The organism is Cecembia sp. (assembly GCF_007126775.1).
In the GTDB taxonomy this organism is placed as follows: domain Bacteria; phylum Bacteroidota; class Bacteroidia; order Cytophagales; family Cyclobacteriaceae; genus Cecembia.
In genome coordinates, this window is record NZ_SLAP01000119.1 from 1 (window position 1) to 12,917 (window position 12,917).

A 12,917-nucleotide genomic window follows, 5' to 3' on the forward strand; every position below is an offset into this window, starting at 1 on the left:
CAATTTAAGATTCTACTGCAGCCTGGTTATTAAGCGAATTGTATTTTTGTTATATAATTTACATTATGTTAAATAGAATGAGGTAAAATGTGAATAGCGGATTAGCCTATTAGCACATCATTTAAGGGCCTCTTCATCTTAGGGTTTGATTTTGTATTTTTTTTTCTAAGATTAGGGGTTTACATCTCATTCAAATGTCCCAAAACAAAACAGCTTTTATTGGTAGGTTCTTAGGGCCGGTGTTATTTCTTATTATCTTGTTTTTTTTAAAACCACAGGACATGCCAAAGGAGGCTTTGGCCATGATGGCGGTTACTGCTTGGATTGCTCTTTGGTGGATCACAGAAGCCATTCCTATTGCCGTTACATCTTTGTTACCACTGATTCTTCTGCCAGCCTTAGGGGCCCTACCAATGAGCAATACAGCTGCCTCCTATTCCCATCCCATGGTTTTATTGTATATGGGTGGATTTATGATCGCAATGGCTCTTGAAAAATGGAATTTGCATAAAAGAATTGCCTTAACAACCATTTCTTTCATTGGTACGGATATTCAGCAGATTGTTTTAGGTTTCATGGTAGCAACTGCTTTTTTATCCATGTGGATATCCAATACGGCCACTTCCCTGATGATGTTGCCAATAGCCATCGCAGTAGTTACTCAATTATCTCCCCCAAGTGCCATACAAGAACATACACCCAACAAAATTGGCAAAGCATTGATGTTGGCCATTGCCTATAGTGCTTCTATTGGTGGTGTGGCTACTTTGATCGGAACACCTACCAACATTATATTGGCCGGTGTGGTCAAAGAAATGTACGGTTACGAAATCAGCTTTTCGAAATGGATGATCTTTGGTTTACCAATTGCCATCATCCTCCTTATTATTTGTTGGCAATACTTGATCAGAATCGCCTACCCTTTCGAAAAGTCATTTTCTGTAGCAGGTGGTAAAGAAGAAATTGAAAAGCAACTCATGCTTCTCGGTCCTATGTCCAAGGAGGAAAAAAGGGTTTCTTGGGTGTTTGGACTTGTGAGCTTTGCCTGGATCAGTAGAACATTTTTGTTGACAAGCTTCATTCCTGCACTTGACGATACTATGATTGCCATTGCAGGGGTTGTTTTACTTTTTGTCATCCCCTCCTCTGACCATAAAACTAAATTGTTAGACTGGAAAACAGCTGAGAAGATTCCATGGGGTATTTTGTTGCTTTTTGGTGGCGGTTTATCACTGGCAGAAGGATTTAAAGTAACAGGCTTAGCGGCTTGGATAGGCAATCAGTTTGTATTCCTTGATTTCATTGCATTTGGACTATTTTTATTGATTATCATCACTGCTGTGAATTTTCTGACTGAAATCACCTCCAATGTAGCCACTGCATCCATGATTCTGCCAATTTTGGCTGCTGTTTCTTTCTCTATGGGCGTGCATCCATTTGGGCTTATGGTAGGCGCAACCCTAGCCGCCAGTTGTGCTTTTATGCTTCCCGTCGCCACCCCTCCCAATGCAGTGGTATTCGGTTCGGGCTACCTGAGCATTCCAGATATGTTCCGGGCAGGTATTTGGATGAATATACTTTCCATAATTGTCATCACCCTTTTTACTTATTTTATCCTTCCTTTGGTATGGGGATTGGATTTGGCAATCTATCCTTTTTAAATTATTGAAATTAATTACATACCGCTTTATGCTAGCATATGATTAAAAATGAATACCAAATGAAATGCAAAAATCCATTATAATTACCAATCCCCTCTCCTCTCCATTTTCTTTTGGGAATGGGCTTTTTTGTCCTTGAGCCTCTGCTCTATAGCGGCTTTTCCCGGCTTACTGGCCTTTCTGATTTTCTTTTTTTGAAAAGCTTTTCTTAACAAATCATAGAATTTCCTTACCGCAATTTCCTTATTCTGAATCTGACTGCGTTTCTCCTGAGCGTGAATGATCAGATTTCCTGATTTATCCAGTTTAATGGCGAGTTTTTCTTGTATTACCATTTTTTCTGATTCCTCCAATACATTAGAATCCTGCACATTGAATACCAAGGTAATCCTAGTATTGGTCTTGTTGACATGCTGTCCCCCAGGTCCTGAACTCCTGCTCGCTTTGAATACCAATTCAGGTTCAAAAGACCCTTCCTTAATTTTCCTCTCTATTCCCATCTCCTATGCCTTCCTTTTCCATTTGCGAACGCTCCCTTTCTTCTTGCTTTTCCAATCTTCTGAAATATCTTCTGAAAAGGAAATTACTGCGCATGGCTTCCATATTTTCCGTAAATGCAGCTGTTCCTTCTTCGATATGAAGCATGCTGTTCAAAACCGCTTCTTTCAAATTTGGATCATCCAGTATAAGTTTTGCAGTCCCATCACTTTTTTCAATTTCTGCAAGAATGGATTTTACCTGTTCCATCATTAATTTACCCTGTTCTGTGATATCGAGAACATGCTGGATAGACTGAGACAGATTATCTGCCATCAAAGTATCCGTAAAAACCTCATGCATTAAGCCTTCTCCTTGTTCGAAGGTCTGCACCATCCTTTTTCCGGCCCGGGCCATTTCATTTGCTTCTCTTCCTGCTCCCTGGATTTCCAGGATGGCTGATCTGAGTTCAGTTACCAATAAGCTATCTGAAAGTAGGTCCCATAAGGCCCTACTATAATTCAACTTTTCTGCAACATTCGATAGATTGTAAAATGTCTTTTCCAAATAGTCACCCGTACTTTCTAAAGTTCTAAGCATTTCTTCTGTATCCAATCCAATCTGAGCAAAAAGGGTATCTCCTTCTACTATAAAAGGATCTTCTCCAGCCTGTGGAACAATCTGAAGAATCTTATTGCCCATCAGCCCATCTGTATTTATGCTGGTAAGAGAATTCTTCCGGATAAATGGCTTCATCTTTTTTTGAACTGCAAGATTGATGAAAATGGAAGTGTCATTCTCCATATTAATGGACCTGACCGTTCCTATATTCATGCCTTTAAAACGTACATTATTCCCTGGAACTAAGCCGTTGACATTGTCCACTACAGCAGTAATGGTAATCGATGTCCCAAATAGGTTTTGGTTCCTACCTATCATATAGAGCGTAAATACCAGGAAAATCAATCCTGCTATGACTAACATGCCCAATTTGGTGTTGTCTAATATTTTTTTTCCCTTCATAATTAATCGAAAAAGGATTTAATTTTTGGATCAGTTTTTGATTCTAGTTCTTCATAAGTTCCCGAAGCATAATTCCTACCTTCTATCAACATGATCATCCGATTGGAGATCATTTTGATACAGTTCAAATCATGCGAAATAACAATGGATGTAGCATTGTATTTTTTTTGAACATCGATCATTAATTGTGAAATTTCCCTTCCAGTGATCGGATCCAGTCCAGTGGTGGGTTCGTCATAAAGAATGACTTTGGGTCTGAGTATCAATGTTCTGGCCAAGGCTATTCGTTTTCTCATTCCCCCAGAAAGTTCTGATGGCATCATATTTATCGTATGCGCCAAGCCAACATCTTCTAAAGCTTCTAAAATTGCGGCATCCGCCTCCTCTTCTCTTTTTTCCTTGCTCCAATGTCGTCTCAACGGAAATAATAAATTTTCTTTTACCGTCATCGAATCATACAGCGCATTGCTTTGGAAAAGAAAACCTATATCAGCACGCAAAATATCCAGCTCATCCTGCTCTAATTCATCAATGTCCTGACCCAAAACTGTTATTTTTCCAGAATCCGAATCAATTAACTTGATGATACATTTGATAAGTACAGATTTACCGGAACCTGATTTACCAAGAATAACCAAGGTCTCCCCTGCCCCCACGCTCATAGAAAAATCACGAAGCACGTGATTCTCCCCAAATGATTTGTTGACATTATCAATCACTACGACCGGTTCCATCTTTTCCATCATCATGTCAGGCCAAGTATATCCGTAATCTGAACGACCAAAAGGTCAATAATGAACACCAAAAGAGAGGCTACTATCACTGCCGTGGTGGCAGACCGCCCTACTCCTTCTGTTCCTTTTTGGGAATTATACCCCTTGTAACAACCCACTATCCCAATGGCAAAACCAAAAAAGAAAGTCTTGACCAAGGAAGGAATCACATCTCCAAAACTCAATGCATTGAAAACCTGAAACCAATACAGGTGCCAACTCACATCACCACGAATATTGGCTCCAAGATATCCTCCGTACAAAGAAATAGCATTGGCTACGCTTGATAGCAAAGGAACCATAATGGTGGTAGCCAACACCCGGGTTACAATCAGGTACTTGAAAGGATTGGTACCAGATACCTCCATGGCGTCAATTTGCTCGGTGACCCTCATGGAACCCAATTCAGCTCCCATACCAGAACCTATTTTTCCAGCACATATCAATGCAGTGATAACCGGAGATATTTCTCTTAATAAAGAAACGGCCACCATCGCTGGCAGCATGGCCTCGGCCCCAAATTCTACTAAGGTCGGACGAGACTGTATCGTCAATACCAAACCCATGATAAATGCTGTAATCCCCACCAGGGTAAGCGTCTTATACCCTACCCAAAAACATTGGTTAATAAATTCATCCCATTCTTGCTTGGGTTTGATCACCTCCTTAAAAAAACGGGCTGTAAACCGGCTGATTTCACCTACTTCATTAAGGAATGCACTTTTTATCTTCAAGGTATTGGCCACTGTAGCTTTTTATTTTAACTCAAATAAATAAATTGTATGAAACAAAATTCAAAACGATTGTCAACCTAAAGAATGATAAACATCAGTTTTTTTACTTATAAATCAACCACACTTCTTTATCGAAGGGATGCATTTCGTTCAAAGCCGGGGAAAACCTCAACAGCATTTAAAGATAATGCGTTTCTCTAGGACACTCTTGAATATACAACTCACTCGATGAGGGTTTGAAATAACTTAGCCCTTCAATATAAGCAATTGATTCGGTCCATCGTAATACTGGTAATTTGTATATTGCCAAACAGCGCCAATCAGGTCTTCTAAACCCCAAGGATTACAGGCTTTAAAAAACTTAATCTCCATACGATTCAGCCTGTCAGAAATTGCTGCAAACTGGGGCAAATTCCGGAACATATCCCACATTGATTTCTTTGGTCCAGCCCCAACATTGGCCAAGTGGGTGAAATCCATATCACATCATTCCATGTAAATAAACACTTATTCCTTTACTTAAATTGAAATATATTAAATTACTGTTTTTCAATACTATAAATATTTATATGCCAAGCCATCAACAATGGTTTATCTCTAAACTATTAAACAATGTTAATTTTTTTAACAAATAAATAATCATTGATTATTATTAAATCATTTTGGGAAAATACTGGAAAATAAGGGACAAAAAATATGATGCAACATGCGAAAATCTGCATGACTAATTTTACGCGTTCCTCAAACGTAATATCTGGTAATTCTTTATATTTTTCATTTTCTATAAGCATCCGCTTCATCTGACACTTCAGCCCATAGGGGCTAAAAACCAATTATGCAAAAAGCTTGAAAAAGATTTTAGGAATTGATTAGTTTCGGGAAGTAAAAGAGAAAATGTATGATCACCATATTCCCAACCAATTTATCTGATCTACAAAAAGTAAGAGAAATTGCCCTAAAGACCTGGCCACAGACTTTTGCCAATATACTTACGCCTGGGCAGATCGATTATATGTTGAACTGGATGTATCAGATCAAAGCTCTGGAGGAACAGGTTCTCGAAAAAGGACATGTATTTTTAATTGCTAATGAGGGGGAAAAAAGCCTTGGTTTTTGCGCTTATGAACTCCATGCTAAAAGTCTTTACAAAACCAAAATCCACAAAATATATATCCTTCCCGAGGCTCAAGGGAAAGGTATTGGCAAAAAGCTGATTCAAGAAGTTGTCAAAATTGCCAAGAGAAATGGGGATACCCACTTGTTTCTGAACGTGAACAAATACAATAGAGCTGCTATTGACTTCTATTTAAGATTAGGGTTCTATGAAGATTTCCATGAAGTCATTGATATTGGCAATGGTTTTGTAATGGACGATGTGGTGATGGAATTGAAAATTGCCTAGTCTTGTTTCAATGGAAAATAGGCTTTACCCTTCTCCTGAGAAAAAATACAAATCGTCGATAAGAGGCAATTACCTGACAATTGGTATCACTACCCAAGTCCCAAAAGTCTAAAAGAGCTCGCAGAGCCATTCTATCAAAACTTGGAAATCCTAGGCATCAAGGTACCGAGTTCCATTGTACACGAGCAATACAACCTGATTTTAAATCCTCAAAGTGCTTATTTTAAAGAGGTTAGAATCATTTCAAAGGATCCTTTTATTTTTGATCTCCGTCTTTTTCGATCGGTTTGAACCGAAATTTCAGATATTTTATTTTCTCCCCTTTTTCACTGAAGAGTCTTTCGTATTTTGTTTGGATGCCAAGATGCTCATCTTTCCAAGGAGAGGCATAAAAATCATATGTGTGTAGCACGATTTTGCAGTCTTCTCTTTGTTTCACCAAATCTAAAGTATAATCAAAAAGACCAGTATTATCTGTTTTGAAATGCACAATCCCATCCTTTTTAATCAATGGTTTATACATCTCCAAAAACCTGGGGGAGGTCAACCTTCTTTTCTCATCCCCATCTCTTGGAAAGGGATCAGGAAAAGTAATCCAAAGTTCTGAAATTTCTCCCTCCTCAAAAAATCTATCCAAAATTTGGATCTGAGTTCTTAAAAATGCGACATTATGCAATTGCTCGGCTATAGCTATGGTACTCCCTTTCCAAATACGGGCTCCTTTGATATCAACTCCAATAAAATTCTTTTCAGGAAATTGACGCGCTAATCCAACAGTAAATTCACCCCTTCCACAGGCTAATTCAACCACTATAGGATGCTCATTTTTAAATTGAAGCTTGTTCCATTGTCCTTTGATCTTATCAAAAATCTCTTTTCCATCTTGGACAACATTGCTGTTCTCTTGGTTTTCTTTGAACCTTTGCAGTTTATTTCTGCCCATAACTATAAACCTTTAATTTCAGCGACAACAAAAGTACTGCCCCCGATGAAAATAAAATCGTCCTTCTTCGATTTTTCCTTTGCCCAACTGATTGCTTCATTCACATCCTTGACCATTATACCTTCCAAGTCAAACTCACCCGCCTTTTCCAATAGGTCCTGAGCTGGCATGGCTCTTGGGATACTGGCTTGACAAAAAATGTAAAGTGCATCCTTTGGAAATATTCTCAATATTTCTGTTATCTCCTTATCTCTGACCATTCCTATAATCATATATAATTGATTATAAGTATATTGACTAATTTGATCAATAATTTCCTTTATACCATCTTTGTTATGTCCTGTATCACAGATTATCCATGGTTCCCTATCTAACACCTGCCACCTACCTTTTAACCCTGTATTGCTTATGACATTTTCCAGTCCGGTAAATACCTGCTTTTCGGTAATTTTAAAATTCAATTCCTGAAGAACAGCTATGGTTTTGAGAATGGCAGGTAGGTTTTTTTGTTGGTAATTACCCATTAAATCCAATTTGATTTCAAAATTCCCTTTTTCTGATTGGATAAAAAAATGTCTTTTATTCTCAGAAGTCTCCCCTTTGTCTGTTACCTGAAAACTTTCTTCTGCAAATAATAATGGGGCTTGATTCATCCCTGCAATTTCTTCATAAACAGCTGTTGTCTCCTGCTGTCTATGGCCAATCACTACCGGCACATGTTTTTTGATAATTCCGGCCTTTTCTCTGGCAATTTTCTCCAAAGTATCTCCCAGAAACTCCATATGATCGTAACCGATATTCGTGATCACAGATACTTCCGGTTGGATGATATTGGTGCTGTCCAAACGGCCTCCCATACCAACTTCAACCACAGCAATGTCAATATTTTGTTTGGCAAAATACCAAAAGGCCATGCCAACGGTCATTTCAAAAAAGCTAGGCTTTAAAGCATTTAGAAAACTTTGATTTTCAGCTACAAAATCAATCACCTCCTGCTCAGGTATTTCCTTCCCATTGATTTTGACCCGCTCCGTAAAAGACTTCAGATGCGGGGAAGTATACAAACCCACTTTGTAACCCGCTTCCATCAAAACAGAGCAAATGGCATGGGATGTACTCCCTTTACCATTGGTTCCTGCAACATGTATGCTCTTAAATTGCCTTTGGGGTTGACCAAGATGATCGCATAATGCAATAGTATTGCCCAGATCTTTTTTAAAAGCGGATGCACCCACCCTTTGAAACATGGGCAAAGCATTGAACAGATAGTCCAATGTTTCCTGGTAATTCATGGGCCTAGTCTACTTTGATAATGAAAGTGATTTTTCCTTTGGAGTAATCTGCTGTAGCAGCTCCAGCCTGACGTCTAAAATTAATTTGACTGACTACAGTCCTGTAATAGGCCAAAACCTCATTGGAAACGGTGTATTTATCAGGTATTGCCTGAACAATCTTTCCAGTATCATCCACGGTAATATTAAAAATTATCATTCCATTTCTTGTAGATACATTATCTTGGATATTCGGTCTGGATGCAAAATCCCATCCGGCAAGTTCAAGGTTATATCCTGAAGAAGGGCCTGGAACCCCAGTTCCTGAACCCGAACCCATCAATGCTCTGCCATCGACTGTACCTGTAGGTTTTCCCTCATCTCCTTTCTGATCAGAAGATCCTTGTGCAGATCCTTGTGCCTGTTGACTTCCAGTCCCAGTAGTACCACCAGCTCCAAAAATGGCCCTTTGATCTACCTTGGGTTTCTCTTCTGCTTGTGTGGTGGTTTTTTCGGCTTCTGCTTTAGAAGGTTGGGTTACTGTTGCGGATTCCTTTTTGGTTGGACTTGGTTCTTTGACTGCTGGTGTAGGCTTTTCACTGGCCTTCAAAGTACTTGGTATTTTTGATTGTGATTCATATGTGCTTTGTGCAGGAGTAGTTTTAGGTTTGGCCACTTCTGTTACAGGTTGTGTTACAGGTACCATTGCCTCAGTGGGTTTTGGAGCCTGTTGTCCTGGAGCCGGAGCTTCCGTTACATTGGTCTGCACATCAGACGGAGGCGCGGTGGTTTGATTATTCCCGCTTCCTACCTCTGTAAAACCCAAGTTCAATTCCATGCCATATTTGGGCAAAGGAGGTACCTGCTCTCTCCAGACTACAATAAAAAAAATAGCCAACAACACCAAAATATTTACTATGATGGTAATGATTAAAGCTTTCCTTTTGTTTTCAGCTTCTTGACTATCTATCTCCCAGAGTTGCATAATTATTTATAAGGTTTGGTGGCGATCGAAACATTTGCCTCTAAACCAGCGGCTATCCCGCCTATTTCTACCAGAAACTCTACCGGTACCTCTTTATCTATGTGCAGCACAACCTGACCCTTTTGATTCTGAAGCAGGCTCGCCAACTCAGATTTGATCTGTTCTCTAGACACTACCCTATCATTAACGGAAAACTTCAGGTCTTTGGTTACCGTAACCGTAATTTCCTGCATGACGATGTCAGAAGTTTCGCTGGATGGTAGGTTTACCGGTAAACCTGAAGGTGTAATAAATGAGGAAGTCAACATGAAGAATATCAATAACAGAAATATGATATCTGTCATTGAGGACATGCTGAACGCTGCATCAACTTTATGTTTTGATTGTAAGCCCATATTATTTGTCCTGCAATAAATCAATGAACTCCACAGAGGTATATTCCATGCTGTGGATCAGTTTGGATACTTGGGAAACAAGGTAATTGTAGCCCAAGTAAGCAATAATCCCTACCACCAATCCAGTAGCCGTGGTAATCATGGCTTCATATATACCCGTAGAAAGCAATTTGGGTGATACCATCCCCTCTTCTTGGGCTACACCGATGAAAGCACGAATCATACCTGCCACCGTTCCTAGAAAGCCTATCATTGGAGCAGCACCGGAAACAGTAGCCAAAATACCTAGGTTCTTTTCTAATTTATAAATCTCGATTTTACCTACATTTTCTATTGATACCTCAATATTTTTCAACGGGCTGCCAATTCTTTCCAGGCCTTTAGAGATCATATTGGCTACAGGAGTGTTGTCGCCTTGACAAAGCATCTTTGCCTGATCTATCTTTCCCCCTTGAACCAAGATCTTAATTTGATCCATAAGGTGTTTGGGTGATTTCGACGCCTTTCTCAAAGTGATCACTTTCTCAACGAAGATGAAAATGGCAAGAACAAATAAGATATATAAGGGAATCATCATGTACCCCCCTTTGATCATCAGGTCCAATAACCCAATGCTATCTCTTCCGGGTTCCATTACCGATAGCGTGTCAGCCATCATTTGGCCTTCCGTACTGATTTGTGTTAGAATCATATTTAATATTTCAATATCCAGATTGACGATCCAAAATCTGCTTTTAAACCTTCCAAAGCCTGAGTAGCATCAGATAAAGCAGGGTATTTCCCTATTGCTAGGCGGTAATTGGTTGTTTCTCCATAGGGGTATATCAACCATAAATTTATTTTTTTATCCTTTAACTCATTTACCTGATCCATTGCCACTGCTTCTGAGGAGGTACTGGAAACGATAATATAATATTGTGGAGGTGAGGAACTTTCCCTTACTTGAAAAAGGTTACCTCCGCTAGCAGGAATTGCTTCAGGTTCCTGTACAACTGCTTGGACAGTCTCCTCTACAATTTCTGCAGCTTCCTCTTCCTCAATCTCTGAACTTTCCAATTCCTCAGTTAGCTGAGAATCAGTTCCGTCCTCCTCCTGCTTTCCTTCAACTTCCACATCATCCATCATTTCCATATTCTCCGCGGTAGATTGGCCCTCTAATTCAGGATCCGGTAAAAAATACAGGAAATATGCCATGGCAGCCAAGATGATCAAAATCAACATCACCAATGAAAATTGAAGTGGCAACTGGGATCTTTTTTTCTTAGCAGAAATGGTATGACTGGTAATCTGCTTCTCTATTGTAGCAGGTTCTTCAATTTCATTTTTTTTGACCATTTCTTCATTTTTAACTTCTTCTTTTTGAGGATCTTGATCCTTAATGGTCTTCAATGGCGTTACTTTTACAAAAGGAAAACCATAGTCATTTTCATTCTGTCCAGATAACTTATCTTTTTTTTCTTCCGCCATAACAATTTATCGCTAATTGATCACGAAACTATAAGATTTAAAGCAAATGACAAACCAATTATTTGTCCTGTTTTGCTACATGCTCATAAAGTTTCTTAAAATTTGAAAGTTATTCCCGCTATTCCCTGTATTCCTCTTACTGGGTAGTTGAGAAAACGTTGATTTCTTCTGTTTAATAAATTATTCCCCACTACAAATGCTGATACTCTATCATTGATCCGGTAATCAGCTTTGAGCTGAAGATCCATAATTACCGGTAATTGTGACAGATTGACTTCCTCCGGACCAAAATTCACCAAACCTTGTATACCTCCCATGAGATTAACATTGAACTGTATCAATAGTTCTTCTAATGGTGTGAAATTATTGTTCAAAGACAATTCCCACTCAGGCCTCAAAAATGCTGCTTCCAGTTGATTAGTATTGTAAAAGTAATAATTTGCAGAAGCAATCAATCGGTACATGTTGTCCATATGCCAAGCAAACTTTGCTGTATAATTGATCAGGCGGGTATCGTCATCATAAACAAGGTTAAATCTAAGAGAATCCGATGGGTTATTGATAAAGAAGTGCATATTGCTGAATCGACCCACCTCTGCCCCAAATTCATAAGTCATTTCATCATTTAACACCCCTTTTATCCCTCCCTTGGCTTTAAAGTTTTGAATGGTATTCAATAGTCTTTCACTGGGTCCCAGAAAAGGGTTTTCATTAACAAAATCCAGATATGTTTTACGTATTACATCACCTTCAAAACCTACATAAATCCCAAATTCATCCGCAAACATGTAATGGGCATTGATTTTTGGAAATACATGAAAATCTGCTTTTTTATTTATGGTCAAGTCATTTTCAAAAATGATATTGGCCCCAGCTGTCACACTAATACCGGATTTTCTATATTGAACAAAGGGATTCACTTTAAAATAATTCCGATTGATATCTGTATAGAGTTCATCCTGTGGACTTGTCAGGGAAAGGTCCAAATGAATGCCTGTACTTAAATCATCATCAAACCAAAAATCACCATAGGCTTTGGCTCCGATTTCAGTTTCCCTAGCCAAATATCTGTCGTTAAAAGCCCTAATGAAAAATCCTGCATCATAGTTAAAACTTTCCATTTTTTCCAGATTCTGAATACCAGCACGGAGACGGAAAGTATTTAATGTATTTTGATTGGGAATAAAATCAGCGAGCAACTCATTTTCTGGGTCATAACCATAGAAATTAAGGTGATGCCTATCATAATCAAGGCCACCATAAACCTGAAAAAAGTCTTTAAACATGGTACCGTCAAGATTTACTTTGGTGAAGTTTTCACCAGAGTTACTGCCATCTATTGGCCCTGTATAAAAGCCTTCATGCATGACTTTTACTCCAAAGTCATAATCTTCCTCTTCGGTAAAATTGTACCTTGCCTCAAAAAGAGGGGAAGCATAATTACCGTAACCCAGTCTCAAAAATCCAGGAAAAACTTCCTCTTGGCTCCTTGGCCACTGTTTTGGAGCCGCTTCTGGCCTGATAACTTCCGGGGCCAAAGAAAGAAAATAAGGCTGAACGGTATAATTAAAACTTGCGGAGGATTTGGGTGTAGGCAAAACAGGTAACCTTTCAAATCGCCTTGGCTTTTGGGGCAAGGTAAGTACCCGATCCTTTCTAATGATAAATTCCTGATCTCTTACCTCTCCCGCTTGCTGTGCGGACAGGATAAAAGGAAATCCAGAGAACATGAGCGCCAGGAAAAGCTTAAATAGGAATTGCTGATGCTTTACAATTTTAAACATAT

General features: G+C 39.0%; 14 protein-coding genes. 2 read left to right on the plus strand and 12 right to left on the minus strand.

What is annotated here, in order from left to right:
- Nucleotides 1–194: 194 nt before the first annotated feature.
- Nucleotides 195–1,661, plus strand: a complete 1,467-nt coding sequence (locus QZT73_RS08025; RefSeq protein ID WP_291787574.1) for a DASS family sodium-coupled anion symporter — start codon at nt 195–197, stop codon at nt 1,659–1,661.
- A gap of 83 nt (nt 1,662–1,744) precedes the next feature.
- Here the strand turns inward: QZT73_RS08025 and arfB are convergent, their stop codons facing one another.
- From arfB to QZT73_RS08050, 5 genes are all read right to left on the minus strand, one after another.
- Nucleotides 1,745–2,161, minus strand: a complete 417-nt coding sequence (arfB, locus tag QZT73_RS08030) for an alternative ribosome rescue aminoacyl-tRNA hydrolase ArfB (protein ID WP_291787576.1) — start codon at nt 2,159–2,161, stop codon at nt 1,745–1,747.
- Nucleotides 2,139–3,161, minus strand: a complete 1,023-nt coding sequence (locus QZT73_RS08035) for an MCE family protein (RefSeq protein ID WP_291787577.1) — start codon at nt 3,159–3,161, stop codon at nt 2,139–2,141. The genes arfB and QZT73_RS08035 overlap by 23 nt, the downstream gene beginning before the upstream one ends.
- Before the next feature lie 2 nt (nt 3,162–3,163).
- Nucleotides 3,164–3,904, minus strand: a complete 741-nt coding sequence (locus tag QZT73_RS08040; protein WP_291779086.1) for an ATP-binding cassette domain-containing protein — start codon at nt 3,902–3,904, stop codon at nt 3,164–3,166.
- 2 nt (nt 3,905–3,906) lie between these two features.
- Nucleotides 3,907–4,680 carry an ABC transporter permease gene (locus QZT73_RS08045; RefSeq protein ID WP_291779079.1) on the minus strand — a complete coding sequence of 258 codons (774 nt, stop codon included), beginning with the start codon at nt 4,678–4,680 and terminating at the stop codon, nt 3,907–3,909.
- Nucleotides 4,681–4,914: 234 nt separating this feature from the next.
- A complete protein-coding gene (locus tag QZT73_RS08050; RefSeq protein WP_291787580.1) occupies nt 4,915–5,148 on the minus strand; it encodes a hypothetical protein in 234 nt (77 codons plus the stop codon).
- A gap of 418 nt (nt 5,149–5,566) precedes the next feature.
- Between QZT73_RS08050 and QZT73_RS08055 the strand changes: the two genes are divergently transcribed.
- Nucleotides 5,567–6,070 (plus strand): GNAT family N-acetyltransferase, encoded by a 504-nt coding sequence (locus QZT73_RS08055; RefSeq protein WP_291779081.1) that lies wholly within the window; start codon nt 5,567–5,569, stop codon nt 6,068–6,070.
- Nucleotides 6,071–6,326: 256 nt separating this feature from the next.
- Here QZT73_RS08055 and trmB read toward each other — a convergent pair whose 3' ends face one another.
- From trmB to QZT73_RS08090, 7 genes are all read right to left on the minus strand, one after another.
- Nucleotides 6,327–7,013, minus strand: coding sequence for a tRNA (guanosine(46)-N7)-methyltransferase TrmB (gene trmB, locus QZT73_RS08060; RefSeq protein WP_291779084.1), 687 nt, complete (start codon nt 7,011–7,013; stop codon nt 6,327–6,329).
- A 2-nt stretch (nt 7,014–7,015) separates the two neighbouring features.
- Nucleotides 7,016–8,305: a folylpolyglutamate synthase/dihydrofolate synthase family protein gene (locus QZT73_RS08065; RefSeq protein ID WP_291787581.1), complete on the minus strand. Its 1,290-nt coding sequence runs from the start codon at nt 8,303–8,305 to the stop codon at nt 7,016–7,018.
- A 4-nt stretch (nt 8,306–8,309) separates the two neighbouring features.
- Complete coding sequence (locus QZT73_RS08070) at nt 8,310–9,269, minus strand: energy transducer TonB (RefSeq protein WP_291780026.1); 960 nt, start codon at nt 9,267–9,269, stop codon at nt 8,310–8,312.
- 2 nt (nt 9,270–9,271) lie between these two features.
- Entirely contained in the window at nt 9,272–9,664 is a 393-nt protein-coding gene (locus tag QZT73_RS08075) for a biopolymer transporter ExbD (RefSeq protein WP_291780028.1), read from the minus strand.
- A 1-nt stretch (nt 9,665) separates the two neighbouring features.
- On the minus strand, nt 9,666–10,355 hold the full coding sequence (locus tag QZT73_RS08080) for a MotA/TolQ/ExbB proton channel family protein (RefSeq protein WP_291780031.1): 690 nt from the start codon (nt 10,353–10,355) through the stop codon (nt 9,666–9,668).
- 2 nt (nt 10,356–10,357) lie between these two features.
- Entirely contained in the window at nt 10,358–11,131 is a 774-nt protein-coding gene (locus QZT73_RS08085) for an SPOR domain-containing protein (RefSeq protein ID WP_291787583.1), read from the minus strand.
- A gap of 95 nt (nt 11,132–11,226) precedes the next feature.
- Nucleotides 11,227–12,915: a TonB-dependent receptor gene (locus tag QZT73_RS08090; protein WP_291780037.1), complete on the minus strand. Its 1,689-nt coding sequence runs from the start codon at nt 12,913–12,915 to the stop codon at nt 11,227–11,229.
- Between the last annotated feature and the right edge of the window lie 2 nt (nt 12,916–12,917).